This is a genomic window from Streptomyces sp. NPDC002838 (assembly GCF_040295365.1).
Taxonomy (GTDB): Bacteria; Actinomycetota; Actinomycetes; order Streptomycetales; family Streptomycetaceae; genus Streptomyces.
The window spans coordinates 25,955-52,866 of the sequence record NZ_JBEOVF010000042.1 but is presented as its reverse complement, the minus strand read 5'-3'; the positions used below and the strand labels follow the sequence as shown (position 1 = coordinate 52,866).

General features: G+C 71.2%; 26 protein-coding genes. 16 read left to right on the top strand and 10 right to left on the bottom strand.

The window, feature by feature from the left end:
* Window positions 1-43: 43 nt before the first annotated feature.
* The 7 genes from ABT063_RS38155 to ABT063_RS38125 all read left to right on the top strand — a co-directional run bounded on the left by ABT063_RS38155 (window position 44) and on the right by ABT063_RS38125 (window position 7,654).
* The gene (locus tag ABT063_RS38155; RefSeq protein WP_351065087.1) at window positions 44-868 is read left to right on the top strand and encodes an enoyl-CoA hydratase/isomerase family protein; all 825 of its coding nucleotides are present in this window, start codon (window positions 44-46) and stop codon (window positions 866-868) included.
* 91 nt (window positions 869-959) lie between these two features.
* Window positions 960-1,592, top strand: coding sequence for a hypothetical protein (locus ABT063_RS38150; RefSeq protein ID WP_351065085.1), 633 nt, complete (start codon window positions 960-962; stop codon window positions 1,590-1,592).
* Window positions 1,589-4,162: a putative PEP-binding protein gene (locus tag ABT063_RS38145; protein WP_351065084.1), complete on the top strand. Its 2,574-nt coding sequence runs from the start codon at window positions 1,589-1,591 to the stop codon at window positions 4,160-4,162. The genes ABT063_RS38150 and ABT063_RS38145 overlap by 4 nt, the downstream gene beginning before the upstream one ends.
* A complete protein-coding gene (locus ABT063_RS38140) occupies window positions 4,159-5,277 on the top strand; it encodes an acyl-CoA dehydrogenase family protein (RefSeq protein WP_351065082.1) in 1,119 nt (372 codons plus the stop codon). Before ABT063_RS38145 ends, ABT063_RS38140 begins: the two co-directional genes overlap by 4 nt.
* Window positions 5,278-5,335: 58 nt before the next feature.
* A complete protein-coding gene (locus ABT063_RS38135; RefSeq protein WP_351065081.1) occupies window positions 5,336-5,755 on the top strand; it encodes a Zn-ribbon domain-containing OB-fold protein in 420 nt (139 codons plus the stop codon).
* A complete protein-coding gene (locus ABT063_RS38130) occupies window positions 5,752-6,912 on the top strand; it encodes a thiolase family protein (protein WP_351065079.1) in 1,161 nt (386 codons plus the stop codon). The genes ABT063_RS38135 and ABT063_RS38130 overlap by 4 nt, the downstream gene beginning before the upstream one ends.
* Before the next feature lie 37 nt (window positions 6,913-6,949).
* Window positions 6,950-7,654: an SDR family NAD(P)-dependent oxidoreductase gene (locus ABT063_RS38125; RefSeq protein WP_351065077.1), complete on the top strand. Its 705-nt coding sequence runs from the start codon at window positions 6,950-6,952 to the stop codon at window positions 7,652-7,654.
* 14 nt (window positions 7,655-7,668) lie between these two features.
* On the opposite strand, the gene ABT063_RS38120 is transcribed toward ABT063_RS38125, so the two are convergent.
* On the bottom strand, window positions 7,669-8,322 hold the full coding sequence (locus tag ABT063_RS38120; protein WP_351065075.1) for a TetR/AcrR family transcriptional regulator: 654 nt from the start codon (window positions 8,320-8,322) through the stop codon (window positions 7,669-7,671).
* Window positions 8,323-8,465: 143 nt separating this feature from the next.
* Between ABT063_RS38120 and ABT063_RS38115 the strand changes: the two genes are divergently transcribed.
* Window positions 8,466-9,077: a TetR/AcrR family transcriptional regulator gene (locus ABT063_RS38115; protein ID WP_351065073.1), complete on the top strand. Its 612-nt coding sequence runs from the start codon at window positions 8,466-8,468 to the stop codon at window positions 9,075-9,077.
* Between the two features lie 16 nt (window positions 9,078-9,093).
* Here ABT063_RS38115 and ABT063_RS38110 read toward each other — a convergent pair whose 3' ends face one another.
* The 4 genes from ABT063_RS38110 to ABT063_RS38095 all read right to left on the bottom strand — a co-directional run bounded on the left by ABT063_RS38110 (window position 9,094) and on the right by ABT063_RS38095 (window position 13,310).
* Window positions 9,094-10,599, bottom strand: coding sequence for a dihydrolipoamide acetyltransferase family protein (locus ABT063_RS38110; protein WP_351065071.1), 1,506 nt, complete (start codon window positions 10,597-10,599; stop codon window positions 9,094-9,096).
* A 4-nt stretch (window positions 10,600-10,603) separates the two neighbouring features.
* Window positions 10,604-11,629, bottom strand: coding sequence for an alpha-ketoacid dehydrogenase subunit beta (locus ABT063_RS38105; RefSeq protein WP_351065070.1), 1,026 nt, complete (start codon window positions 11,627-11,629; stop codon window positions 10,604-10,606).
* A 5-nt stretch (window positions 11,630-11,634) separates the two neighbouring features.
* Window positions 11,635-12,573, bottom strand: coding sequence for a thiamine pyrophosphate-dependent dehydrogenase E1 component subunit alpha (locus tag ABT063_RS38100; protein ID WP_351065068.1), 939 nt, complete (start codon window positions 12,571-12,573; stop codon window positions 11,635-11,637).
* A gap of 191 nt (window positions 12,574-12,764) precedes the next feature.
* The gene (locus ABT063_RS38095) at window positions 12,765-13,310 is read right to left on the bottom strand and encodes a VOC family protein (protein WP_351065066.1); all 546 of its coding nucleotides are present in this window, start codon (window positions 13,308-13,310) and stop codon (window positions 12,765-12,767) included.
* A gap of 245 nt (window positions 13,311-13,555) precedes the next feature.
* Here ABT063_RS38095 and ABT063_RS38090 point away from each other — a divergent pair, with 245 nt between their 5' ends.
* From ABT063_RS38090 to ABT063_RS38075, 4 genes are all read left to right on the top strand, one after another.
* The gene (locus ABT063_RS38090; RefSeq protein WP_351065064.1) at window positions 13,556-14,824 is read left to right on the top strand and encodes an aromatic ring-hydroxylating oxygenase subunit alpha; all 1,269 of its coding nucleotides are present in this window, start codon (window positions 13,556-13,558) and stop codon (window positions 14,822-14,824) included.
* Window positions 14,821-15,645: an SDR family NAD(P)-dependent oxidoreductase gene (locus ABT063_RS38085; RefSeq protein WP_351065063.1), complete on the top strand. Its 825-nt coding sequence runs from the start codon at window positions 14,821-14,823 to the stop codon at window positions 15,643-15,645. Before ABT063_RS38090 ends, ABT063_RS38085 begins: the two co-directional genes overlap by 4 nt.
* A 32-nt stretch (window positions 15,646-15,677) precedes the next feature.
* Window positions 15,678-17,414: a PEP-utilizing enzyme gene (locus ABT063_RS38080; protein WP_351065062.1), complete on the top strand. Its 1,737-nt coding sequence runs from the start codon at window positions 15,678-15,680 to the stop codon at window positions 17,412-17,414.
* Between the two features lie 73 nt (window positions 17,415-17,487).
* A complete protein-coding gene (locus ABT063_RS38075) occupies window positions 17,488-17,802 on the top strand; it encodes a putative quinol monooxygenase (RefSeq protein WP_351065061.1) in 315 nt (104 codons plus the stop codon).
* 18 nt (window positions 17,803-17,820) lie between these two features.
* On the opposite strand, the gene ABT063_RS38070 is transcribed toward ABT063_RS38075, so the two are convergent.
* The 4 genes from ABT063_RS38070 to ABT063_RS38055 are packed head-to-tail and all read right to left on the bottom strand — an operon-like array spanning window position 17,821 to window position 20,795.
* Entirely contained in the window at window positions 17,821-18,852 is a 1,032-nt protein-coding gene (locus tag ABT063_RS38070) for an NADP-dependent oxidoreductase (RefSeq protein WP_351065060.1), read from the bottom strand.
* Window positions 18,853-18,856: 4 nt separating this feature from the next.
* Complete coding sequence (locus tag ABT063_RS38065) at window positions 18,857-19,072, bottom strand: transposase (protein WP_351065058.1); 216 nt, start codon at window positions 19,070-19,072, stop codon at window positions 18,857-18,859.
* A 5-nt stretch (window positions 19,073-19,077) separates the two neighbouring features.
* On the bottom strand, window positions 19,078-19,404 hold the full coding sequence (locus tag ABT063_RS38060; protein ID WP_351065057.1) for a 2Fe-2S iron-sulfur cluster-binding protein: 327 nt from the start codon (window positions 19,402-19,404) through the stop codon (window positions 19,078-19,080).
* Entirely contained in the window at window positions 19,389-20,795 is a 1,407-nt protein-coding gene (locus ABT063_RS38055; RefSeq protein ID WP_351065056.1) for an aromatic ring-hydroxylating oxygenase subunit alpha, read from the bottom strand. The genes ABT063_RS38060 and ABT063_RS38055 overlap by 16 nt, the downstream gene beginning before the upstream one ends.
* Window positions 20,796-21,131: 336 nt before the next feature.
* On the opposite strand from ABT063_RS38055, the gene ABT063_RS38050 reads away from it, so the two are divergent.
* From ABT063_RS38050 to ABT063_RS38035, 4 genes are read left to right on the top strand one after another with little or no spacing between them, the layout of a single operon-like run.
* Complete coding sequence (locus ABT063_RS38050; protein WP_351065054.1) at window positions 21,132-22,277, top strand: sugar ABC transporter substrate-binding protein; 1,146 nt, start codon at window positions 21,132-21,134, stop codon at window positions 22,275-22,277.
* The gene (locus tag ABT063_RS38045; protein WP_351065052.1) at window positions 22,274-23,785 is read left to right on the top strand and encodes a sugar ABC transporter ATP-binding protein; all 1,512 of its coding nucleotides are present in this window, start codon (window positions 22,274-22,276) and stop codon (window positions 23,783-23,785) included. The genes ABT063_RS38050 and ABT063_RS38045 overlap by 4 nt, the downstream gene beginning before the upstream one ends.
* 1 nt (window position 23,786) lies before the next feature.
* On the top strand, window positions 23,787-24,896 hold the full coding sequence (locus tag ABT063_RS38040) for an ABC transporter permease (RefSeq protein WP_351065051.1): 1,110 nt from the start codon (window positions 23,787-23,789) through the stop codon (window positions 24,894-24,896).
* Between the two features lie 2 nt (window positions 24,897-24,898).
* Window positions 24,899-25,942, top strand: a complete 1,044-nt coding sequence (locus ABT063_RS38035; protein ID WP_351065142.1) for an NAD(P)-dependent alcohol dehydrogenase — start codon at window positions 24,899-24,901, stop codon at window positions 25,940-25,942.
* Window positions 25,943-26,126: 184 nt separating this feature from the next.
* Here the strand turns inward: ABT063_RS38035 and ABT063_RS38030 are convergent, their stop codons facing one another.
* Window positions 26,127-26,912, bottom strand: coding sequence for a ThuA domain-containing protein (locus tag ABT063_RS38030; RefSeq protein ID WP_351065049.1), 786 nt, complete (start codon window positions 26,910-26,912; stop codon window positions 26,127-26,129).

Sequence of the window (26,912 nt, the reverse complement as noted above, 5' to 3'; positions counted from 1 at the left end):
AACGCTCGACCGGAGCGGCCCTCGACGACGGAAGAAGACCCCCATGAGCACGAAGCCGGTCCGGGTCGTCCGCCATCCCGACGGAGTCGTCGAGTTGAGGCTGGACGATCCCGGAAGAGGCAACGCCCTGGACCTCCCGACGGCCGAGGCGCTGCGCGACGCGACCGCCGAGGTGACCGCCGACCCAGGCGGCGCGGTCCTGCTGCGGGCGGCCGGCGCGACCTTCTGCGTGGGCGGTGACCTGCGCGCCTTCGCCGGCCGGGGCGAGGAGACGGGCGCCTATGTGCACGCCGTGGCGACCGCGGCGCACACGGCGGTGCGGGCTCTGTACGAGCTGCCCGTACCGTTGGTCACGGCCGTGCGCGGCGCCGCCGCGGGCGGCGGGATCGGTCTGGCCCTGGTCGGCGACATCGTCCTGGCCGCACGGTCGGCGCGCTTCCGGCTGGCGTACACGGCGATGGGGCTCACCCCGGACTGCGGAGCCACCTGGCTCCTGCCGCGCCTGGTGGGCCCGCGTCTGGCGACGGACCTGGTCCTCAGCAACCGGGTTCTGACGGGCGACGAGGCCGAGCGGCTCGGTCTGGTCTCCCGGGCCGTCGAGGACGACGAAGTGGACGAGAGTGCGTACCGGACGGCCGCCGAACTGGCAGGTGGAGCGGGTGAGGCGCTGTGTGCCGCGAAGCGCCTGCTGCGTGACGGTGCCGAGGGCGGGCTGAGCCGTCACCTGGACGAGGAGGCGCGGCTGATCACCGGCCTGGCGGGGAGCGACGAGGCGCAGGCGCGGATGGCCGCGTTCCTGGCCCCGCAGGCTCGTGCACGGGTGGGCAGAAGCCAGTCCGCGCCAAGCAGTCCGGAAAGTGTTTCTTGATTACCTCTTCACTAACACCTCCGCCTGAGCGTAACCTCCGGGCAACACAGAACTGAGGACCGGGCGACAGCACCGGGGAAATGGTGTGGCGATGCAATCTGCTGCCGTGGGCCGGACGGACGCTCTCGACGAGAACCTCACCGAAGCCGTCGTCGACCTCGTTCTGCGTGGGATGTGGCGCGGCAGGCCCGAGTCGGACCACCGCCCCCTGGTGGACGCCGGCCTCGCCATGGTGAAGGGCCCGATGGTGCTGCCGACCGAGCCCGCCAGGGTGGCCGCGTCCCGGATCCTGCGTGTTCCCGCCGGTTCCGAACAGGAGCAGCGGATCACCGCCGCCTACGAGGCCTTCCTGCCCATCAACAGGACGCTGCGCGAAGTGTGCACGGCCTGGCAGTGCCGTCCCGACGGCACGGTCAACGACCACAGCGACAGTGTCTACGACGCCGGGGTGCGCGAGTCGCTGGAGGATGTGCACGAGGCCATCCAGCCCGTACTGCGCAGGCTGGACGGGCTGCCGTCGGGCAGCGGGCACTATGTCACGGCCCTGGAGGAGGCCCTCGACCGCTTCGACGACGGCGCGGTGGAGTGGCTGGCCTCGCCCCTGTGCGACTCGTACCACACCGTGTGGATGCGGCTGCACCAGGAGCTGCTGCTGGTTCTGGGGATCAGCCGGGCGCAGGACGAGGCGCTCGAAGAGGAACTGGTCACCAGGAGCCGAGGTTGAGCATCACCGACCGCCACTCCGGCACACTCGCACAGACGCACACCCCCAGCCACGCCCTGGTGCCCTACGGCCAGGGACGGATCCGAGGGCTGGACGCCGGTGAACTGGGCACGCACGGCATCGCCATGGACCGGCTGGTGGCCCTCGGACTCCCAGTGGTGCCCGGACTGACGGTGCCGGCGGGCTCGGGCGCGTCGCTGTGCGAGCCGGGTACCGCCCGCGCCGCCCTGGACCTTGTGGAGCAACTGTCGGGACGGCGGATCGGCGACCGGAGCCGGCCGCTGCTGCTGCGTCTGTCGGCGAGCGCGTCGACCGAGGTCGCCGGGCTGCCGCCGGAACTCGCCTGCATCGGTATCACCCCGGCCGACGCCGACGGCATCCGTGCCGTCATCGGCCGCGACGATGTGCTGTACGAGGTATGGGCGGCCACCGTCCGAATGATCGCAGAGTACGCCCTTGACGTGCCCGCACCGGAGCTCGACGACGCATCGCTTGACACCCCTGATCCCAGGGCCCGCGTCGACGCACTGCTCGCGACGGTCGCCCGGCATGCCGAGCGGCAGTACCCCGACGACCCGGCCGAGCAGCTCGCGCTGGCCGCTCGGGCGGTGCTGGGGCGGTGGGCCTCACCCCGGGCCAGGCGATCCCGCAAAGCCCAGCGGCTCCCCGCGGAGCTGGGCATCGCACTGCATGTCCAGGCCGTGCGCATCGGGCCATGGGACCACTCCGGCTTCGGCACGGCGGTCAGCCGGCACCCCGACAGCGGCCGTTTCTCGCCGCAGGGCTCCTTTTTCCGGGGCGTACGCCGCAGCGCGCCGCCCCCGCGCACGGGCGAGCCGCTGGAGAAGCTGGGCGGGAGTTCCGCGCTGCTTGAGCACTCGCTGCTCACCCTCGAACGTCATCTGCACGCCCCGGTCACCGTCGACTTCGAGGTGCGCGACGGCGAGATCTCGCTGCTGGCCGCCTCGGCGCAGAGCCGCCCGCCGCTACGTGCGGCGGTGTGCCTCGCTGCGGACCTGGCCGGGGACGGAGCACTCGACCGGGAAGAAGCCGTACGGCGGATCAGCCCCGCGCAGGTGCAGGAACTGCTGCACCCCCAGCTCCGGCTGACCGGCGGCGAGCAGCTCCTGGTGAAGGGACTGCCCGCCTCCCCGGGGGCGGCGACCGGCGCGATCGTCCTGTCGAGCGAACGTTCCCTCGAACTGGCCGCGGACGGCACGCAGGTCGTGCTCGTGGCCCATGAGACGACCCCGGCCGACGTGCCCGGCATGCTGGCCGCCGTCGCCGTACTGACCGGCAGCGGCGGTATCGCCTCGCACGCCGCCGTGGTGGCGCGGGGCGCGGGCAAACCCGCCGTGTGCGGCGCCGAGGGACTGCGCGCCGACCGGGCCGCCGGCACCGTACGGATCGGGGACCGGCTGCTGAGCGAGGGCGACCCCGTCTCGCTGGACGGCCGTACCGGCGCCGTCTACGCGGGGACGCTGAGCGTCAGTGTCGCCGGACCGCCGCCCGAACTGTCCACCCTCCTGGAGTGGGCGGACGGCATGCGCCGGCTGGGCGTGCGGGCCAACGCCGACACCGCCGCGGAGGTGAGCACCGCCGTCGCCCTGGGCGCGGAGGGGGTGGGGCTGTGCCGTACGGAGCACCAGTTCCTCGGCGACCGGCTGCCGCTGATCCGCCGGGTGATCCTGGCCGCCGACGCCGCTGCCCGTGATGAGGCGCTGTCGGCACTGGAACAGGCCCAGCACGAGGACTTCAGGGCCCTGCTGGCCGCGGTGGGGGACCGGCCGGTGACCGTACGCCTGCTGGACGCCCCGCTGCACGAGTTCCTGCCCGCCGCCGGGCAGGCCCAGGACGCCGCCGAGGAGCAGCGGGCCGCCGCGCTGCGTGAGGCGAACCCGATGCTCGGGCTGCGCGGGGTGCGGCTGGCGCTGCTGCACGAGCGGCTCTACCCGGCGCAGGCCGAGGCGCTCTTCACCGCTTGGGCCGATGTGGCTGCCACCGGAGTCCGGCCCGAGCTGGAGGTCATGATCCCGCTCGTCAGCCTGCCGGAGGAACTGGCCGCCGCGGCCGCGTACGTACGGGGTGCCGCCGAGGCGGTCGCCGCCCGCACCGGCGTGGAGGTCCCGTACCGGCTCGGCACGATGATCGAGACACCGCGGGCCGCGCTGCTGGCCGGCGAACTCGCCGAACACGCCGAGTTCTTCTCCTTCGGCACCAACGACCTCACCCAGCTCACCTACGGATTCTCCCGGGACGACGTCGAGCGTCAGGTGCTCGCCTCGTACCAGGAACGCGGGTTCCTGACGGCCAGCCCGTTCGCCCGGCTCGATCCGCACGGGGTCGGCGCGCTGATCGCCCTGGCGGTGGAGCGGGCGCGGAGCGTACGCCCCGGCATCAAGCTGGGCGTGTGCGGCGAGCACGGCGGAGACCCGCAGTCCATCGCCTTCTGCGACGAGCTGGGCCTCGACTACGTCTCCTGCTCCGCGCACCGCGTGCCGGTCGCCCGGATGGCGGCGGCGCACAGTGCCGTGCGGGAGCGGTACGACGACAGCGGGAGCACACGATGACGAGCACCGTGACCGACGGCACGGCCCTGTCGGACGCCGAACTGGACGACCTGCGCGAGACCGTACGGTCGGTGTGCGCCGACGCCGGCGGCACCGCCGCGGTACGTCGGCTGTCCGAGCGATCTCCGGGTATCGACGCCAAGTTGTGGGACACCCTTGGCCGGCAGATCGGCCTCGCGGCCCTCGGTCTGCCCGAGGCGGCCGGAGGCATCGGCGGCCTCGCCGAGATCGCCGCGGTCTGCGAGGAGCTGGGCCGGACCCTGACGCCGGTGCCCCTGCTGTCCTCCACCGTGCTGGCCGGGCAGGTCCTGGCCGGCTGCGGCACGGCCGACCGGGCCCTGGCGGAGCTGGCCGAGGGCAAGGTGCACGCCCTGGCGGTGGCCGCGCCCGACGGGGTGTGGCGGCCGGACGCGGTGCCGGTGGCCGTCACCTGGCGGGGCGGCGTCCCGCTGCTCGACGGCACCGCCCCCTTCGTACTGGACGGCGCCGACGCCGAACGTCTGGTCGTCGCCGCCATCGGCGCCGACGGCCTGGACCTCTTCCTCGCCGACCCGAGCGAGCCCGGGGTCACGGTCCGCCCAGTGCCCACCCTGGACCTCAGCCGCGGACAGGCGGTGGTCTCCTTCTCCGGCGCCCGTGCCCGGCCCCTGACCGCCGGCGGCGAGGGCGCGGACATCGTGAGCCGTGCCCTGGACGTTTCCCTGGTGGCCCTGGCCGCCGAGCAACTCGGCGGCGCGCAGGCCGCGTTGGACATGACGGTGGCCCATGTACGGGAGCGCACCCAGTTCGGCAGGGCGATCGGCGGTTTCCAGGCGATCAAGCACACCTGTGCCGACATGCTGCTCCAGGTCGAAGCCGCGCGGTCCGCGGTGGTGCGCGCCGTCCGGGCGGCCGACACACCCGAGACGCTGGCCGAAGCGGCGGCGGTGGCGCAGACATGGTGCGGCGAGGCGTTCGTGTTCGTCGCCGCCGAGTGCGTCCAACTGCACGGCGGCATGGGCTTCACCTGGGAGCACGACGCGCACCTGTACTTCCGGCGCGCCCAGTCCGACGCCGTCCTGCTGGGCGGCGCCGCGCACCACCGGGAACGACTGGCCGGGTTGCTCGGCTGGTGACTGCCCTCGCGGCCACAGCACCACCGCACGACGACCGTGCAGAAAAGGGCAGGACGGCATGATCACCAGACTCATCGACGAGGGCCTGTTCGAGAGCGCGCATCCACCACGCCTCACCGGTGCACGCTGCTCCGGGTGCGCCACCGTGGTCTTCCCCAGGCAGGACTCGTGCCCCAAGTGCTCGGACGGAGCCATGTCCGCGCACGTGCTGCCGGTGAGCGGGCGGGTGTGGTCGTGGACGCTGCAGGCGTTCCGCCCCAAGTCGCCGTACCGGCCGCCGACCGGGGGCTACCAGCCGTACCACGTGGGCTATGTCGACCTCGGCGAGGTGCTGGTCGAGGCACGACTGGAGGTTCACCGCACAGAGATACGGATCGGGCTTCCGGTCCGGCTCACCACAGTGCCCGCGTACCAGGACGAGGACGGAACCGACGTGCTGACCTTCGCGTTCGGCCCGGACCCGGAAGAGGACCGATGACCAGGGCGAGGTCCGACGAGGTCTATGTCGTCGGCTGCGGCATGCATCCCTTCGGCCGCGACGAGACCGTCACCGGGATGGACATGGCCGAGCGGGCGGTACGCGAGGCCCTGGCCGACGCCGGCACGGCATGGGAGGACATCGGGTACGCGGCCGGCGGCTCCGACGTGTCCGGCAAGCCCGACACGCTGGTGGGCCGTCTGGGCCTGACCGGTGTGCCGTTCGTCAACGTGCAGAACGGCTGCGCGACCGGTGCCTCGACGGTGCTCGCCGTGGCCAACGCACTGCGCGCGGGCGAGGCCTCGCTCGGCCTGGCCGTGGGCTTCGACAAGCACGAGCGGGGCGCCTTCAACGTCTCCGCGGCCCGCTACGGACTGCCCGACTGGTACGCCGAGACCGGCATGATGCTCACGACCCAGTTCTTCGCCCTGAAGACCCAGCGGTACCTGTACGACCACGGGATCTCCGAGCGGGCGCTGGCGAAGGTGGCCGCGCGGGCCTTCCGCAACGGCTCCCAGCACCCCCTGGCATGGCGGCGCAAGGAGCTGACGGAACAGGAGATCCTCGACTCCCCCGAGGTCAGTCCGCCCCTCACCCAGTACATGTTCTGCTCACCGGGGCAGGGCGCGGTGGCCCTGGTCCTGGCGCTCGGCGACCGTGCCTTCGACCTGTGCGAGCGGCCGGTCAAGCTGGCCTCGTTGGCCTTCAGGACCAGACGGTTCGGCTCGTTCGAGGTGTTCTCGCCCTGGCTGCCGCCGGGACCGCACCGCAGCCCGAGTGTCGACGCCGCGGAGGCCGTCTTCCGCACCGCGGGTCTACGGCCCGCGGACGTCCAGGTCGCCCAGTTGCAGGACACCGACAGCGGATCGGAACTGATCCACCTGGCGGAGACCGGACTGTGCGGCCACGGCGAGCAGGAGGAACTCCTCGCCGGCGGGGACACCGACCCCACGGGCCGCGTCCCGGTCAACACCGACGGCGGCTGCCTGGCCGGCGGCGAACCCGTCGGCGCCTCGGGGCTGCGCCAGTTCCACGAGGTCGTACGGCAGTTGCAGGGCAGGGCACCAGGAGCGCAGGTCCCCGGCGCTCCCCGGGTCGGCTTCACCCACGTCTACGGGGCACCCGGGATCAGCGCCTGCTCGGTGCTGACGGTCTGAAATCGGCGCCGACGGTTCGAGAGGAAGCAGGAACACCATGCGACACGACAACAGAACCGCGCTGGTCACCGGCGGAGCGCGCGGAATCGGCCTGGAGATCTGCCGACAGCTCGCGGACCAGGGGCTGCGGGTCCTGGTGGGGGCACGAAGACTCGAGGCGGCCGAGGAGGCCTGCCGCGCCATCGGTCCGGCGGCGCTGCCGCTGACCCTGGACGTGACCTCCGCGAAGAGCGTCGCCGAAGCAGTGCGGGAGGCCGGAGAGCTGACCGGCGGGATCGACGTCCTGGTGAACAACGCGGGCGTGTCCCTGGACGGTGAGCTACGGCCCCCGTACGTCGACGAGGAACTCCTGCGCACGACCCTGGACACGAACCTCACGGGTGCCTGGCGCATGGCGGAAGCGGTCGTGCCGGGCATGGTGGAGGCCGGCTACGGACGGGTCGTCAACGTCACCAGTTCCTACGGTTCGCTCGCGCTGATGGACTCCGGCCGCCACCCGGCCTACCGGATCTCCAAGACCGCCCTCAACGCCCTGACCCGGATGCTCGCGGCCGAACTGGCGGGCACCGGCGTGCTGGTCAACGCCGCCGACCCGGGCTGGACACGGAGCGGCATGGGCGGTCCGTCCGCACCGCGCGGTCCGGAGGTCGGCGCGGACACCCCGGTCTGGCTGGCGACCCTGCCCGAGGGCGACGGGACGACGGGCGGGCTGTTCGCCGAACGCGAGCCCCTGCCCTGGTGAACCGCCTCAGGCTCTCAGGCGGACGCGGAGGTCGGCTTCTGCTCGGCGGCGACGATCCGCAGCGCCAGCGACCTGACCGCCTCCTGCACGGACCGGGAGGGCAGCTGTGACAGTGGCCCGCCTTCCGCTCGCAGCGCGGTGACCAGGATGGTCGTACTGATCAGCGTGCGGACCGCGAGCGCCTGCGCCGCGTGCCGTGACTTGGCCGCCCGGGGACTGCGCGTGGTGCTCTCCGGCAGGTAGTCGTACGCCCGCTGGATGTGCCGCTGCTCGAACTCGTCCCGCAGCAGCTTGACGTTGCCGTTGGCCGAGGCGATCTGCACCTGGTACAGCCGGGCCTCTTCCGGGTTCCGCTCCACCCAGTCCCACACCGCGTCGATGACCCGCAGCAGACCCTCCGCACTACCCGGCTCGGTCTCCGGCCGGGCCGCCTCCACCACCGCGTTCAGCTGGTCGAAGACCCGCCGCATGGCGAGTTCGAGCAGCTCCTCCTTGCCGTCGAAGTGGTAGTAGACGGCCGTGGGTACGACCTGGGCCTCGTCCGCGATGTCCTGGATGCTGGTCTCCGCGAATCCATTGCGGCCGAACACCCGTACGGCGGCGGTGATGATGTGCTGCCGTCGCGAGGGTCGGTGGGCGGGCTGCTTGCCGTTCTGCGTGGTGGCCATCATGCTCCCTGGCGGCTGCCGTGACCCCGCGTCCGTGGGCCCTGTCCACTGCCCATGCTATCCAGTAACTCCGCCGGGCCGATGACATAATTCCTGCTACGTATGTGCAGTGGGAGGACGAAGACCCCGGCATACTTGACACCATGACGACATCCGGAGCCCGCGCCGCCCACCGTCCTTCGCGCAAGCAGTGGGTGATCGAAGCGGCCACGGAACTGTTCGCCACCCAGTCGCCGGACGAGGTGACGGTGGCCGACATCGCCGCTCGTGCGGAGATGACCTCGGCAGCGGTGTACTACCACTTCTCCTCCAAGGACAAGGTCCTGGTGGAAGGGATGCGGGTGTTCGCCACCGCGCTGCGCGAAGAGCTGCACGCGCTCACGGAGGCCCACGCGCCCGGCTCGCCCGTCGGACCGGCCGTCACCGCGCTGGTGGCCTGGCTGGGCGAACACCGGTCCGCCGCCACCGTGTTCTTCACCTCCTCGGCCGGCATGAGCCAGGAGGCGGAGGCGCTGCGCCACGAGAGCCGGACGCAGTTGCTGGAGGAACTGGTCCGGCTGATCCGCAAGGCCCGCGAGTCGGCCTCCGACGCGGAGGCGGCGGTCGTCGCCCTGGGCCTGCTGTCGCTGCTGGAGACCGCGGCGATCTCGCAGGTCCGCGGGGACGACGTCTACCGCTCGCTCGGACACCGCTCCTTCGTCCGCGAGGTCGGCCGCCTCGCCGAGCGGATCGCCGACCCGGCGGCGGCCGAATAGCCCCGCCACCAGGAGATCAGACCAGCAACCGGAGAGGCTTGCGCAGCAACTCACCGACCGTGCGCAGATACTCGGCCGCCGGTGCCCCGTCGACGGCACGATGGTCGAAGGTGAGACTCAGGGTGAGTACCTGCGTCCGCGACGGCCGCTCGTCCACCCATTCGACACCGTCCCTGAGCCTGCCCACACCGAGAATGGCGACATTGCCGGGGTTGATCACGGGGGTGAAGAAGTCGACGCCGTATCCGCCCAGCGAGGTGACGGTGAAGGTGGCCCCTTCCAGCTGGACCGGGGAGATCCGCCCCGCGCGCGCGGCCTCGGCCAAGGCCCTCGACCGGCGGGCTATCTCGGGCAGCGGCAGCTCCGCCACGTCCTCGATCACCGGGACCATCAGGCCGCCCGGAACGGCCACCGCGAATCCGAGGTGGATGTCGCCGAGCAGATGGATGCCGTCCTCCCGCACCGTCGCGTTGAGCGGCGGGTGTTCGCGCAGGGCCAGGGCGGCGGCCTTCAGCAGGAAGTCGTTGAGGCTGGGCACCGGCAGGTCGCTGTCCGCCCATTCCTCCTTGAGCCGGGCCCGCAAGGACACGACCGCGTCCATCCGCACCTCGTAGCCATGCGTCAGCTGCGCCATCTCCTGGAGGCTGGCGTGCATCCGGCGGGCGATGGTGCCGCGCATGCCGGTGAGCGGGATGACATCCCCCGCCTGAGGAGCGGTGCCCGAGCGGAGGGCGGGGCGGGTGGCCGCTGGTACGGACGTGCCGTTGACGGCGTCGAGGTCGGATCTGCGGATCCGGCCGCCCGCACCGGTGGCCCGTACCGTCGAGAGGTCGATGCCCCGCTCCTTCGCCAGCCGGCGGACCAGGGGCGAGACGGGGATGACGGAATCGCCGGGCACGACGGAGGGCGCCGGTGCCACCGGCGCGGCGGCAGCGGCGGCAGTGGCGGCGAGGAAGTCCTCCACGTCCTCGGAGACGATCCGGCCTCCGGGCCCTGTGCCGCGTACGGCGGTGATGTCCACGCCGGCCTCGGCCGCCACCCGCCGGGCGTTCGGGGAGGCCAGGAGCCGCCCCCCGGCGCCGGTAGGAGCCGCCGGGACATTGAGGCCGGTGGCGCTGTCATGACCACCGGTGCCATGGAGGCCCGCCGGCCCGTGAGAAGAGGACCCCGCGGGCGAGGCACCCCCGGGCGCGGGCACCAGGGCGCCTGCGGCCTCCGGCGCCGGTGCGCCGTTCGACCCGGGCCCGGCCGGCATCGGCGTACCCGCCGGGCCCGGTGGCTGCTCGCCGTCGGCCAGCAGCCAGCCGATGAGCGCCCCCGCCGGGACGGTGGCCCCGGCCGGGACGACGGGGTGGAACACTCCACCGGCCTCCGCCTCGACGTCGACGTCGACCTTGTCGGTGGCCAGCCGCAGCAGCGCGTCACCTTCGGAGACGGCGGTGCCGGTGGGCACCAGCCACTCGTCGATCGTGCCCTCCTGCATCGTCAGGCCGATCTTCGGCAGCAGAACCTCGACCGCCACTTCGTCACGACCTTTCCAGGAGTCGGCGGCATCCCTGGGCGATGCGGGCGCGATCGGGTACGTAGGCCTTCTCCAGCACCGGGGAGAACGGCACGGGGGAGAAGGGGGCGCCGATGCGCAGGACCGGCGCGTCCAGGTAGTCGAAGGCCGCGTCCTGGATCTGGGCGGCGATCTCCCCGCCGAGCCCGCCGAAGGTGACGGCCTCGTGCACCACGAGGACCCGGTTGGTACGGCGTACGGAGGCGATCATGGTCTCGGTGTCCAGGGGCTGGACGGTGCGGGGGTCGATCACCTCGATCTCGACGCCCTCGGCGGCGAGTTCGTCGGCCGCCGCGAGCGCCTCGCCCACCATGCGGCCCAGCGCGATGACGGTGACGTCGGAGCCCTGGCGCGCGGTGTGGGCCTGGCCGAGCGGGATGCCGTAGATCGGCTCGGGCACCTCGCCCTTGCTGCCCAGCAGGACCTTGTTGAGCATGACGACGACCGGATTGTCGTCCCGGATCGCCGAGACGGTCAGGCCCTTGGCGGTGTACGCGTCGCACGGCATGACGACCTTGAGGCCGGGCACATGCGCGAGCCAGGCCTCCAGGCTCTGGCTGTGCTGGGCGGCGGCGCCCAGACCGGCGCCCGAGGCGGTCGTGATGGTGAGCGGCACCGAGAGGGCGCCGCCGAACATGTACTTCATCTTGGCGGCCTGGTTGACGATCTGGTCCAGGCAGACGCCGATGAAGTCCATGAACATCAGATCGACGACGGGGCGCAGCCCCCGGGCCGCGGCCCCCACGCCGAGGCCGACCAGGGCGGCCTCGGAGATCGGTGTGTCGATCATGCGGCGCGGGCCGAACTCGTCGAGCAGGTTGTCGAACATGCGGAAGACGCCGCCGTAACCGGCCACGTCCTCGCCGGCGACGAAGACGTTCTCGTCCTCGCGCATGGCCTGCGCCAGTCCTTCGTTGAAGGCCTTGACGTAAGTGAGTTTGCGGGCCGTGGCGTCCGGGGCGGCGGCGGGTGCTTCGGTGATGGTGGTCATGGTGGTCACCCCGAGTAGACGTTGAGCAGGAGGTCGGCGGTGTCGGGCAGCGGGCTGGCCTCGGCGTACGCGATGGCGTCGGCGATCTCGTCCCGGGTGCGCTGCCAGGTGTCGTCCAGCTCCGCGCGGGTGACGGTGCCGTCCGCGACGACGCGGGCCTCCAGCAGGTCGATCGGGTCGCGGGCCTTCCACTCCTCGACCTCCGCGTCCGAGCGGTAGGGATGGCGCAGTCCCTTGACGCCTTGGTGGTCGTAGAAGCGGTAGGTCTTGGCCTCGATCATCATCGGGCCCTCGCCGGACCGGGCGCGTGCGACCGCCTCGGCGGCGGCGTGGTGGACGGCGGCCGCGTCCATGCCGTCGACGATCACGCTGGGCATGCCGTACGACGCCGCCCGGTCGGCGACGTCGGTGATCAGCATGTGCTTCGACTGGGGGGTGAACTCGGCGTAGCCGTTGTTCTCGCAGATGAACAGCACCGGCAGGCGCAGTACGGCGGCCATGTTGGCGGCCTCGTGGAAGGTGCCGATGTTGGTGGCGCCGTCGCCGAAGAAGGAGACGGCGACGCTGTCCTCGCCCTTGTACTGGGCGGCGAACGCGGCGCCGACGGCGATCGGGATGCCGGCGCCGACGATGCCGTTCGCGCCGAGCATGCCGAGGCTGAGGTCGTTGATGTGCATGCTGCCGCCGCGTCCCAGGCAGGCTCCGGTGACCCGGCCGTACAGCTCGGCGTACATGTGCCTGAAGCTGACGCCCTTGGCGACGGCGTGGCCGTGTCCGCGGTGGGTGGAGGTGATCTGGTCGTCGTCGCGAAGGGCCGCCATCACCCCCGCGGCCACGGCTTCCTGGCCGACGTACAGGTGCAGGAAGCCCGGCAGCTTGCCGGCCTCCATGAGTTTGCCCGCCTCGGTCTCGAACAGCCGGATGCGCACCATGCGCTCGTGCAAGTCACGTATGACCTGCGCTGATGTCTGATGCGTGACCTTCGCTGCTGCCTGGCGTGTGACCTTCGCGGCCGACTTCTGCGGTGCCTTTTGAACCATCGTCCGCCCCTTCGCCCCGAGCGAGGTTTTCAATCGATCGGACTTTGTTGTGCCGGTCTACAGTAACCAGCAGGGGCACCTTACTGAAGAGGTTCTCAAATTACTACGGGCCGGGCTCGATCGGCCTCCGGATCGCCGCCCCGCCCGTCCGCCAGCTCGACGACATTGCCCTCCGGATCCGCCCAGAAGCTGATCCGTCGACCCCGCGCCGCCACGACGACCGGGGATGACAGCGGCCGAGCGCCGGCAGCCGGCAGTACGGCGACGACCGGCGCGATGTCCTCCAGGTGGAACGTGAGATAGGACAAGCCGCGGTGGGCGGTCAGCGGCACGGCCGGCGGGGCGGGTGCGGGTACGGCACTCGCCCGAGGCCGTACCAGCTTGATCCGCCCCCCGGAGGACGTCCCGGAGGCCGCCCCGACGGGCACCTGGAGCCATACGACCAGAAGCGGCCCGCCCAGCCCGGCAGGGCCGCCGATCGACTGGGGGATGCGCGACCGGTGCACCGGAACGCAGCCGAGCGCCTCGCGATAGAAGCGCTCCATCAGTTCCAGGTCGCGCACCACGACACCGGCCTCGAAGGGTTGCGTCATCGCCGCCCCCAGGGCGGCCCTGGCCGGATCGGGCGCGTCATGGGTCACCGGACCACCTTCCGTCGGGCCATCACTCACCGCACTCCCGCAGCTGGAGCCGATCCCTAGAAAGATCGAGTCGGGTCAGGGTTACCCTCGCAGCAGATAGCGAAGATGACCTGCGGAATGTCGTGCAGCCGACTTCTGCACTTTCTATTGACACACAACACTAACTCCTGTTGTTGTGGCGAGCGCAGCGGAGCTGTAGCACCAGAACCCTTCACCAGCTCGCGGCTGGGAGGATTGAGGACATCGTGGTCCAGATCAATTCACCGGAGATCCGAGCGGCAGGCGACGAGCGTCCCCTGCCGCCGCCCGCCCCGGAATACCACTCATGGATCGGCCAGAACCACGCCACCGATGCCGCGAGCGCGGCCATGCGGCAGGACGCGGCCGAGCTCGCCGAGCGTGTCATCGAGCACTATCGCAACAACACGACCCATGAGGCCGAGGAGCAGTGGACGGAACCCGTCGACAACTACCTCGACGCCGACCGCTGGCTGCGGGAGATGGATGCCGTCCACCGGAGCGTTCCGCTCCCCCTCGCCATGTCGTGCGAGCTTCCCGGACCCGGCACCTACAAAGCGCTGGACGTGCTCGGCATGCCGATCCTGATCACCCGGGACCGCAAGGGCGTCGTGCACGCGATGATCAACGCCTGCCGGCACCGTGGCGCCGAACTCGTCGAGCCGGGCTGCGGCGTGGCGAAGCGCATCACCTGCCCGTACCACGCCTGGTCGTACGACCTTTCGGGCGAACTGCGCGGCGTGTACGCCGAGAAGACCTTCGGTGACGTACCGCGCGAGAAGCGCAGCCTGGTACAGCTCCCCGTGGGTGAGCGCGCCGGCATCGTCTTCGTATCACTGGACCCCTCAGCCGAGCACGACCTGGACGCCTGGCTGGGCGATCTGCAGCCACTGCTGGAGGGGCTCCGCTTCGCGGACTGCCACCACTACGGCACCCGCGAGCTGACCAGCCCCAACTGGAAGGTCACCCTCGACGGGTACCTGGAGACCTACCACTTCGCCTCGCTGCATACGAAGACGGTCTTCGAGACGAACTTCTCCAACATGATGGCCCACGACACCTGGGGCCCCCACCAGCGCCTCGGCGCCGCCCTGCGGCCCGTCGCCGACGTGGTGGACCTGCCGCCGGACAAGCGTGACCCCGGCGACGTGGTCGGAGCCATCTACTGGCTCTTCCCCGGCCTGGCCATCGCCGGCACCTGGCGCAACAAGATCGCTGTCTCCATCGTCATCCCCCGAACGGCCACCGAATCGGTGACCCAGCAGATCATCCTGCTGCGCGAGCCGGCCGTCACCGAGGAGGAGCGGCACGCCGCCGACCAGTTCGGCGAGTGGTTCTACGAGGTGGTCCGCGACGAGGACTACGCGACCACCTACGGAGTGCAGCGGGGACTCAAGGCCCTCGCGGGGACCGACTTCGTCTTCGGACGCAACGAGCCCGGACTCCAGCATTTCCACCGCACCATCCACCGCCTCCTGGACGAAGCGTCCAGATGACGAACTCTCAGAACTCGCAGGAGAACAGCATGGTGGCTACGGGCAGCCTCGACGGACGTGTCGCGGTGATCACGGGCAGCACGCGCAGCATCGGCCGCGCCATCGCCGAGGCCTTTCTGGCCGACGGCGCGACGGTCGTGATCAGCGGCCGTTCGGAGCTCAAGGGCAAGCAGGCCCTGGAGGAGATGGGCGCCGGGGACCGGGCCGTCTTCCACCACTGCGACGCGAACAGCCAGGAGGACATCGAGGGGCTGGCGGACTTCGCCGCGGAGCGTTTCGGTCGTCTCGACATCTGGGTCAACAACGTCGGCGGCACCTCGGGCTTCGCCCCCGTCCACGAGCTCAGCGACGAGGCTTGGCACAACGCTCTCAACCTGAACCTCAACGCCTACTTCTACGGCACCCGCCGGGCCCTGCCGAACATGCTCGCGGGCGGTTGGGGGCGCGTCATCAACATCTCCTCCGTCGAGGGCAAGCAGGCCAACAAGCCGGCGATCAGCCACTACATCACCAACAAGCACGCCATCCACGGCCTGACCAAGGCGACCGCCTTCGAGTACGGCACCCAGGGCATCACCTGCAACGCCATCTGCCCCGGCGCCGTCGACACCGACCTGATGCGGGCCGCGGGCCCCGCCGCGGCCGAGGCCGAGGGCATCTCGTACGAGGAGTGGCTGGGCCGCTTCGCCGAGCACGCCGCCACCAAGCAGATCACCACCGTGGAGCAGATCGCGGGGGTCGCCTCGCTGCTCGCGAGCGACGCCGGTGCGGGCATCACGGGCACGCTGATCAGCGTCGACGGCGGAACGGCGCAGTGGTGAGCGAGGGAACGGACGGCGGGAGACCCATCTCCATGAAGCACTGGATCACCGACTGGCAGCGCAGCGAGCGACTGCCCCACTACACCCGGGCCAACGCGGGCGAGACCCTGCCGGAGCCGGCCAGTCCGCTGGGCTGGTCCCTGATCTGGGGGCGAGGTCTGCAGGGCTGGCGCCGCGGCTTCATCGAGTTCGGCATCTACCGCGGTGACGAGATCACCGGCGACCGGCCTCCGTTCGTGGGAATCTTCGGCGGTTACTTCTACCTCAACCTGTCGCACCTGAGGCTGTTCGGCATCCGCATGGGGCAGACCGCGGACGACATCGACGCGGCCTTCGTCGGCCAGCGCTCCGACACGCCGGTGTACGTACCGCATCCCGACGACCAGGACCCGGAACTGACGGCCAAGGCCGGGGGAACGCTCCAGCGGATGCTCGGCCAGGCCGACTACCCGGAGGGCGACACCGACCGGGAGCGGCTGCGCCGGATCCGCCGCGAGCGACCCGGTCTGGCGTCCCTGTCCGACGCCGAGCTGGTGGCGTACGCCCGCTCTTTGCTGGACGAAGTCGAGACGACCTTCCAACGGCATGTCGAGACCTCCCTGCCCGCGTCGGTCGGACCGGCGATCCTCGGCCCGCTGTGCGCGAGCGTGGACCGTCCGGGAACCATGCTGGACCTCATCAGCGGTTTCGGTGATGTCGATTCGGCCTCCCCGTCGACCGGGCTGTGGACGTTGTCCCGGCAGGTGGTGGCCTCGGCCGAGCTGACCGCGCTGTTCGACCAGGGTCCGGCCGCCGTGGAGCGGGCGCTCGACGGGGCGAGTGGGGACGTGAAGGCGTTCCGCGACTCCTTCGAGGAGTTCCTGGCCGCCTCCGGCGACCGCGGGCCCAACGAGTGGGACATCCACGCGCTGTCCTGGGAGGCCTCGCCCGTCCAGGCGCTGGCCCTGGTCGACCGGATCCGGCACAGCGCCGACGACGACTCGCCCGCCGAACGTCACCGCCGGCTGACGGAGCGGCGCGAGCAGCTCGCCTCGGAGATCCGGGCCCTGCTCCCCGAGGACGCGCAGCCGATGTTCGACGCCGGAATGCACGCCTCCCAGGTGTGGATCCCGGCCCGCGAGCGGACCAAGGCGAACTGTGTGACCGTCATCAACGAGATCCGGATGGCGGTACGTGAACTCGGCCGCCGCGGCGTCGAGGCGGGGCGCTTCGCCCGGCCGGAGGACGTGATGATGCTGCTGGACACCGAACTCGACGACTATGTCGCCGACCCGGAGTCCTTCGGCCCCGTCATCGCGCAGCGCCTGAAGGAGTACGCCGGGCTGCGCGAGCTGGAGCCGCCGTTCTTCGTCGCCGGTGACGCGGAGACCGAGATCGACACCTGGCCGCGGCGCGCCGAGGAGCGGACCGAGGCCGCGATCGAGGGCGATGTGCTCAGCGGAGTGGGCGGCAGCCAGGGGACGTACACCGGCAAGGTCCGCGTCGTCACCGACCCGGCCTCCTGCGAGGCGCTCGAGCCGGGAGAGGTACTCGTCGCGCCGATCACCGACGCGGCCTGGACCCCGCTGTTCCTGGTCGCCGGAGCCGCCGTCGTGGACGTGGGCGCGCTCAACAGCCACGCCGTCGTGGTCTGCCGCGAGCTCGGCATCCCGGCCGTCATCTCCGTCGAGAGCGGCACGCGGCGGCTGCGCGACGGCATGGTGATCACGGTCGACGGCGACAAGGGAACGGTCTCCGTGGACAGCGTCCCGGCGGCGCTCGTCATCTGAAACCGCCGCGGGCCCGTCGCTCCCCCTGACCGGGGCGACGGGCCCGCGCGCATGACCCGAGGAGAGGACCACCGTGTCAGAGGAAGTCATCGTCGCCGGCTGGATGGACTACGAGCCGGGCGACCGCAACGCGATGCTGGGGCATCTGGTCGAACTGGGGCGCCGGACCCTCGAAGAGGAGCCCGGCTGTCTGGACTACGCGATGACCGCGGACCCGAGCGACGAGCGGCGGATCCGCGTGTACGAGCGGTGGGCCTCGCAGCAGGCCCTCGACGACCACTTCACGACCCCGCACATCAAGGACTTCCGGGCTGCCGTGGCCGGGCTGACCCGGGTGGGGGTCTCCTTGCAGGTCCACAGCGTGGCCGCGTCACGCCCCATGCGCTGACGGCGAAGCCTCCGCCGCTTACGCGGAATCGCCCAGCCGGACCAGCATCTTGCCGACGTTGCCGCCGTCCAGCAGGGACAGCAGCGCCCCCGCGGCGTTGTCCAGACCGTCCACGACGGTCTCACGGGCGGTGATCCGGCCCGAACCGAGCCAGCTCGCGACCCGCTGCTCGAACTCCGGCCGCAGGTCGTCGTGGTCGCGGACGATGAAGCCGCTCAGGGTCAGCCGCTTGAGGACCGCCTGGATCAGCTGGTTGATGTCGACGAACCGCCGCTCCCCGCCGAACTGCGACATCATGCCGCACAGGGCGACCCGGCCCCCGGCCCGCAACGCGTGCAGGGCGGCGGCGAGTTGTTCCCCGCCCACGTTGTCGAAGTAGACGTCTATGCCGTCGGGCGCCATCCGGGTCAGCGCTTCGCGCACCGGCTCGGCGCGGTAGTCCGCGGCGGCGTCGTAGCCGAACTCCTTCACCAGCAGGGCGCACTTGTCCGGCCCTCCGGCGGTCCCGACGACCCGCTCCGCGCCCAGCAGCCGGGCGAACTGGCCGGCGGCGCTGCCCACGGCCCCGGCCGCCGCCGACACGAAGACGGTGTCGCCCGGGCGCAGCGCGGCGATCCGGGCCAGCCCGACGTACGCGGTGAAGCCGGTCTGCCCGAGCAGCCCCAACCAGGTGGGCAGCGGGGCGAGTCCGGGGTCGATGCGACCGGCGCCATCGGTGTCCGCCGGGTCCAGTACGGCCCACTCCCGCCAGCCCAGCTGGTGGCGCACATACGCACCCGCCGGCACGGAGGCGCAGCGGCTCTCCTCCACGACGCCCAGTGCCCGGCCGTCGAGCGGCGATCCGGGCGTGAAGTTGTGCGTGTAGTGCTTCTCGGTGCTCTCCAGCCGCCCGCGCATGGACGGGTCGACGCTCATGTAGAGGTTGCGGACGAGCAGTTGGCCCTCACTGAGGGACGGGAGCGGGCGCTCCTCGACGGCGAAGTCACCGGGGACCGGTTCTCCCTCGGGCCGACGCACCAGACAGACCACCCGGGTCGTACGGGGTGTCACGGGGTCACTCCTCCGGCTGCCGGGCGACGCGCCGGCGGGCGAGGCGGCCCACCCAGCCGGCCATCTGGAGGTCGGCGTGGCGCAGTTCGCCCGACTGCCACCGGGCCTGGAAGTCGAAGGTGCCCTGAGCTCCGGTCTTCGGGTCGGTCACCTCGACCAGACCGTCCTCGGTGAGCCGGTACACATGCCCGGTCAGCGGATGGATCACTTGCTTGGACATGGGGCTCACTCCTGCACTCGGCGGCGTACGCCGCGCTTGGTCACGGTCACCGGGCCCTCGACCCGGAGCCGGCAGGCGAGCCGGGTCAGGCCGTCCACGGGTCTGCGCAGGGCTTCGATGCCCTCGCGTTCCAGCGGGTCCACGGGGGAACAGTTCTCGGTGCCCTCCTCGACCGCCACGAAGCAGGTACGGCAGGTTCCCTTGCCACCGCAGACAGTGGGCCAGCGGTATCCGAGCCGCTGGGCGGCGCTGAACAGGTCTTCGCCGTCGAGGACTTCGAGTTCGACGCCGGAAGGCCGGACCGCCACGCGGTGGGTCACTTGGTCATCCACCGGTCGAGCGTCTGGTTGAAGTGGCGGATGCGGCTCTCCTGGTAGTTGGCCAGGGTGATGCCCGGCTTGCGCATCGCCTTCAGCCCCTGCTGGACGTAGGGGAGGTTCTCGCAGTCCTGGTCGAAGACGGGCCCGAGGACACCGAGTTCGGGGATGTCCGCGAAGAGCATCTCCTCCGGCACCCAGCGGATCTTGGCCGGGGGCGGCATCTCGCCGGGCTTCTTCGGGGCCGACATGAAGATGATCTCGGCGGTGCAGGAATCGGGGTCGAGACCGTTGGGCTTGAACCGGTAGATGATGTTGGACTTGGCGCCGCCCCAGGGGTTGAAGTTGGGGAACAGCAGGTAGTTGATGGCGTCCAGCAGTTCGGTGTCGGCGGTCCGGGAGAAGTCCTGCTGCGAGGTGGCCGCCAGCTGGGCGCGCATCCGCTCGGCGAGGACCTGGCGGGCGGTGCCGCCGGCCGGGATCGGGGGCATTTCCTCCCCGTCCGACATCACCAGGTCACGGCCCTGGGCCGCCGCGTAGAACGCACGCGAGTCGTAGAACGTCTCCAGCACGTCCTCCTCCGTGACGGAGTCCGCCACGTGGGGACTGGGGGCACCCTGGATGTTGATCATCCGGTTCCAGTTGGGCTGGTCCGCCATGACGTCGTACTGGGAGTTGGCGTCGGCGAGCCAGGGCAGCATCTGCGGGTGGGTCGCGATCACGTGGAAGGACTCGATGAACGCGTCCTGGGCGACCTTCCAGTTGCAGGGCAGCACCTTGGCGATGTGCAGCGACTTGTAGCGGTCCTCCAGCGGCCAGATGTAGTACTCGTCGAAGGTGCCGCGGTAGCTCTCGAAGGACTCCGCGTACGGGTCCATGTTGATGAAGACGAAGCCGCGCCAGGTGGCCACCTGGGCCTCGGGGAGTGAGAACTTCTCCGGGGTGACATGCGGGAAGTCCCAGGCGCAGGGCGGGGTCTGCATGGTGCCGTCGAGGTTCCAGGCGAAACCGTGGAAGGAACAGCGGAACTCGCCGACGTTGCCGCCACTGGTGCGCAGCTTGCGGCCGCGGTGCAGGCACACGTTGACGTACGCGCGGATCTCGTCGGGGGCCGTCCGTACGACGATCAGCGAGTCGTTGCCGATCTCGTAGACCTCGTGGTCGCCGACCTCCGGGATCTCGCTCTCCAGGCACGCGAACTGCCACACGCGCCGCCAGACCTGCTCCATCTCGCGTTCCGCCCACGCAGGGGAGACGAAGCGCGCGGAGTCGATGTCCTCGCTGCCGATGTAGTCGTTCCTGTCGTACCTCAGTGCGGCGGGAACGGGGCGGCTGTCCTGGTCGAGGTAGTCCTGGACGCTGGGCCCGGGGCACCGCGCGGTGACCGACTCCGACGTTTCGTCCATCATCTCTCCTCTGGCAGAAACTTTAGAGTGAGTGTAGTTAGCAGGTGCGGCCGGGGCAACACTCGCGGCGTCGCTCAGAGACCGCATTCGCCGAGGTAGTCGAGAGAATGTGCCAGCAAGTCTTGAATTTATCGTGACCGACCTCTCCCCAAGCCTGCCGCGCCGTGTCACACTCCGACGCACTTGAGGCTGTAGTGCCTCATAAGTTTCTTGGTCGAGGCGGAGCCTTCACGCCCCGGCCGCAGCGCCGCGCGGTCATACCGACGGCCCGCGCCGTACCCCACGACGGCGGTGTACACAGCCTTCTTCACCCTCCATGCGTGGGAGTACTCAACGATGAGTTCCAGACCCGCTCGCGCGGTCCGCCGCGCCCTCACCGCGATCATCCCCGTCACCGCCCTGCTCGCCCTGACGGCGTGCGGCACGGACGCGACTCCGGCCGCCGCCGACGTGTCCCAGGCGCCGGCGTCCGACAGCCCCGGCCTGGCGGCCGCCCGGGCGGCCGTGGCGAAGTACTCCGAGCGCCCGGCCCGGATCCCCGTCACCGAGCCGGTGGGCAAGAAGATCCCCGAGGGCAAGAAGATCGACTTCATTCTCTGCGGCGTCCAGTCCTGCAAGGACCTCGCCGACTTCTTCACGGCCGCCGCCGAGGAACTCGGCTGGACGGTGAATCAGATCGCCACGCAGGGCACGCCGGAGTCGGTCCAGGCCGCCTACGAGCAGGCCCTGCGCGACAAGCCGGACGCCGTCGTCGCCTCGGGCTTCCCGCGCGCGGTCTACGCCAAGCAGCTGGCGCGGCTCAAGGCGGCGGGCATCCCCGTCATCCAGTCGAACGCCGACGACGTGGTGGGCGACGGCATCTCCCTGCTGAAGAACGGGCCGAAGGACGTCGGCATCCAGGGCGAGATGATCGCCTCGTGGGTGGTGTCGGACAGCGGTGCCAAGGCCGACACCGTGTACTTCGATCTTCCGGCCTACACGATCCTCAAGCCGGTCAAGGACGGGTTCGCGGCCAAGTACCAGCAATGGTGCGAGGGCTGTGCGCTCGACAGCGTCGACGTGCCGATCACGGCGGTCGGCAAGGACATGCCGGACCGCGTGGTGTCGTACCTCAGGTCGCACCCGAAGGTGACCCACGTCGTCTTCTCCCTGGGCCTGCTCAACGTGGGCGTCCCGGCGGCGCTGAAGACCGCCGGCATCACCGGCAAGCACCTCGTCGTCAACGTCGGTGACGCGCAGAGCTACCAGTACATCCAGGGCGGCCTCACCGACGGCGCGATGGCGCTGAACTCCCACGAGACGGCGTGGCTCCAGGCCGACGCGCTCGCCCGCCACTTCACCGGCCAGTCCATGGACGTGGACCAGAAGGCGGTGCTGCCCAACATGCTGGTCACCAAGGACAACCTCCCGTCCGCCGACGGCGACTTCCCGCTCGTCGAGGACTACCAGGCGCAGTTCAAGGCGCTCTGGGGGCTGAGTTGACCCGGCCGGTGCTGCGGGTGGCCGCCCTGTCGAAGAGGTTCGGCGGAACCCAGGCGCTGCGGGACGTCGATCTGGAGGTCGCACCCGGCGAGATCCACGCGCTGATCGGGCCCAACGGTTCCGGCAAGTCCACCCTCATCAAGATCCTCGCCGGCTACCACCACGCCGACCCCGGGGCGGTCGCCGAACTGGACGGCGAGCCGTTCGACCTGAGCCAGGTCGCCGCCTCCCGGCACGACCGGCTCCGCTTCGTCCACCAGGAACTGGGACTGGTGGGCGAGCTGAGCGCCACCGACAACCTCGCGCTCAGCCGTGGCTTCGCCCGTACCGCCTTCGGCAACATCCGCTGGCCGGAGATGGAGCGGCGGACGACCGCGCTGGTGGAACGGTTCGGCCTCGGCATCGACGTACGCCGGCCCCTGGCCCTGGCCTCTCCCGTCCAGCGCGCGGTGGTGGCCATCGCCGCCGCGCTGCAGGGCTGGGAGGGCCGGCGCGGTGTCCTGGTACTCGACGAGCCGACCGCCGTGCTGCCGCCCGGTGAGGTCGCCCGGCTCTTCGACATCGTGCGGGAGATCCGCGACGCCGGCGCCGGCGTCCTGTACGTCTCGCACCGGATGGACGAGATCTTCGCGCTCGCCGACCGGGTCACCGTGATCCGCGGCGGGCGACGGATCGCCACCCTCCCTGTCGCCGACCTCACTCCGCGCTCGCTGGCGGAGCTGATGGCGGGCGAGGAGACGGAGACCGACCACCGGCCGGTTTCTGCCCCCGGTCCCGCAGAGGCCGTACTGGAGGTCCGCGACCTGTGGGCAGGCCCTCTGCGCGGAATCGGCTTCGACCTGGCCAGGGGCGAGCGCCTGGGCATCACCGGCCTCGTCGGCTCCGGCCACGAGATCGTTCCGTACGCGGTGTGCGGGGCCCACGCGGGGCCGGTGCGCGGCAGGCTGCGGCTGCCGGAGCGCACCGAGCGGTGGGTCGACATGCGCGACGCGGGCCGGCTGGGCCTCCCCCTGGTCCCCGCGGACCGGACGGGAGAGGGCGTGATCGGCGACTTCTCGGTGGGGGAGAACCTCACCCTTCCCCTCCTCGACCGACTCCGCGCCCGCCTCGGCCGGCTGCACCGAGGGCGGGAGGACGCGCTTGCCGAGGAATGGATCCAACGGGTCGGGGTGCGCACGGCCGGCCGCGGAGCCCGGATCACCACACTGAGCGGCGGCAACCAGCAGAAGGTCGTGATGGCCCGCTGCCTGGCCCGGCGCCCGCCGGTGCTGGTGCTGTGCGAACCCACGGCCGGAGTCGACATCGGCACCCGCCTGCAGCTGTACGACCTGATCGAGCGCCAGGCCGACGAGGGCATGGGCGTCATCGTGTCCTCCTCCGACACGCAGGACCTGCTCGCGCTGTGCACCCGCGTCCTCGTGGTGAGGGACGGCCGGGTCGTACGGGAGATCGGCGGCCGGGACATCACCGAGCCCGCGCTCGTCCATGCCATGGAAGGAACGGAGTGACATGACATCCACCCCGACACGGGCTGCGGGACTCCGTCCGGCCGCACCACCACCGGAACCAGTCAGGCCCGCGCTCGCCCTGGGCGCGTGGGGCCGACGGACAGCGGCGGCCCTGTCCTTCCGGAACATCGGCGCCGTCTACGTGTGGCTGGTCATCGTCGCGCTCTTCACCGTCTGGGCGCCGGAGACGTTCCCGACCGCCACCACGGTCAAGCAGATCCTGAACGGCAACGCCGTGGCCGGACTCGTCGCCCTCAGCGTCGTACTGCCGCTGGCCGCGCGCGTCTTCGACCTGTCGGTCGCCTACACCATGTCGCTCACCAGCGTGCTGACCGCCTACTTCATGGTCACCGCGGACCTGGGACCCGGCGTGGCGATCGCCCTGGCGATGGCGGCCGCGCTGCTGATCGGGGTGGTCAACGGCATCGTGGTGGTGGCGCTGCGGGTCGACTCGTTCATCGCCACCCTGGCCACGGGGGCGCTGATCCAGTCCTCGATCACCATGGTCACGAACGACAGCTCCATCACCGGTGTACAGCTTCTGGCCGAGCCGTTCTCGAGCATCGCCCAGCTGGACGTCGGCGGCATCACGCTGCCGGTGCTGTATCTCCTGCTCGCCGCGGCGGCCATCTGGTTCCTGCTGGAACACACCGCCACCGGACGCCGTTTGTACGCGACCGGCTTCAACGCCGACGCGGCACGCCTGCAAGGGGTGCGCACCGACCGGCTGCGCTTCCTGACCCTGGTGGCGTCCGCGCTGCTCTCCGGATGCGCCGGGATCGTCTTCGCGTCCTCGGTGGGATCCGGATCGCCGACCGCCGGCACGCCGTACCTGCTGTCGGCCTACGCGGCGGCCTTCGTCGGGGCGACCCAGCTGCGCGCGGGCCGCTTCAACGCCTGGGGCACCGTCCTCGCGGTGCTGCTGCTCGGCACCGGCATCACCGGACTCGGGCTCGCCACCAGCGCGCAGTGGGCCGCGAGTCTGTTCACCGGCTCGGTCCTCATCGTCGCGCTGGTCCTCACGGGTGGGCGGATCGCGCTACCGGCGGTTCTGCGCCGCCGGAAGTCGCCGCCCGCCGACCCTGTAGCCACCTCTGACAAGGAGGTCTGATGATGAAAGCGGTTCAGTACCGGGCGGTGGGTGCCGGGCCCGAGGTGGTCGAGGTTCCGATGCCCGAACCAGGCCCGGGCCAGGTGCTGCTGAAGGTGACGGCCGCGGGGCTGTGCCACTCCGACCTCGCGGTCATGAGCTGGCCCGAGGACCTTTTCCCCTACCCGCTGCCGCTGACGCTCGGTCACGAGGGCGTCGGCACCGTCGCCGCTCTGGGCAGCGGTGTCACCGAGGTGGCGGAGGGCGACGAGGTGGCGGTGTACGGCCCGTGGGGCTGCGGCCGCTGCCGCACATGCGCCGAGGGCAGGGAGAACTACTGCCCGCACGCCGCCGGGCTCGGCATCATGCCTCCCGGTCTGGGTTCTCCCGGTGCCCTCGCCGAGTACATGGTGGTGGACTCGCCCCGCCACCTGGTGCCCTTGGGCGGACTGGACCCGGTGCAGGCGGCACCGCTCACCGACGCCGGGCTGACGCCGTATCACGCGATCAGGCAGGTGCTGCCGAAGCTGGTGCCGGGCAGTACGGCGCTGGTGATCGGTGTCGGGGGCCTCGGGCATCTCGCCGTACAGCTGCTGCGTGCGCTGACTCCCGCTCGCGTCCTCGCCGTTGATGTGAGCAAGGAGAAGCTGGAGCTGGCGCACGCCGTCGGTGCGCACGAGGTGCTGCTCTCCGACGACGAGGCGGCGGCACGGGTACGGGAGCTCACCGGCGGCACCGGGGCGGAAGTGGTGCTGGACTTCGTGGGGGCCGAGGCGACCTTGGCGGTGGCCGCCGCGTCGGTGGCGGTGGCGGGGGAGGTGACCGTCGTCGGCATCGGGGGTGGCACCCTGGCGGTCGGATTCGGCGGTGGTGTGCCGTTCGGGGTGTCCGCGTCGGCGCCCTACTGGGGGAGCCGAGTCGAGCTCATCGACGTCGTCGGGCTCGCGCGGCAGGGGCTTGTCTCCTCCCACGTGGAGACGTTCTCGATCGAGGACGCGCCGTCGGCGTACGAGCGCCTGCACGCGGGGGAGATCAACGGCCGTGCGGTGGTGCTGCCGCACGGGTGAGGCGGGGTGCGGGCGTGGTCTTTTTTCGCCCCCGCCGCCCCTACCCGTCCCGTCCTTCTGGGGCTCCGCCCCAGACCCCGCCATGGGGCTCCGCCCCCTGGACCCCCGCTCCTCAAACGCCGGAGGGGCTGATTTTCAGCGGGGGTCTGGGGGCGCAGCCCTCTGGGCGGCACCCCGGGTTCGCTCAGTTGCCCACCGGGCTTCGGCCGGCCACGACCCTCTCCACACACCGCCCCAGCACCGTCACGAACTCCGTCGTCCCCCAGGGCCCACGGTCCACCCGCCCGGTGTCATCCACACCGAGGTCCTGCACGTCGTAGCGCCCTCGGCAGTGACCGAGGGTGAAGCAGCACACCTCCCCCAAGCCGTGCCGCTTCAGATACAGCACAGGCCGGGGCGCGTCGTCGAGCGCCGCCGTGTCGCCCTCGGCGAAACCCCGGCACGGCCCCGTGTACTCGGCGTGCAGCAGCACCTCCAGCTCCCCGTGCAGCTCACAGACGTAGAGCTCGTCGGTGACCGTGAACGGCTCGATCCCGGCGACCAGCGGATGGTCGGGCCGGGTGACCCGGACCTCGTACGGCTCGATCGGCGGGTGGGCGAGAAACTGGCTGCCCAGCACCTCGGCCAGCTCCCCGAGGAGCCGCGGGGTGGTGAACACCCGTGGCCCGCCGGGGGCCGGCGCCTCGATCACCGCGTTGGTGCCGTGCAGGGCGAGCCAGCGCCCGCCCCGCTCGACGAACCGGGCCAGCGCGGCCCGCTGCGCCGGGCGGGGCCGGACGTCGCAGGTGTACGTGACCAGCAGGTCGGCCTGCTCCAGCGCATCGACACAGTCGTAGTCCTGGTGGACGGTGGTGCGCACCCGCGGATGATCACCGAGCAGTTCCAGCAGCCGGAGCCGCGCGTAGTCGAAGTCGTGCCACCGACCACCGCAGACCAGTACGGCGTCCAGGCGGCCGGCCGGGCCCGCCAC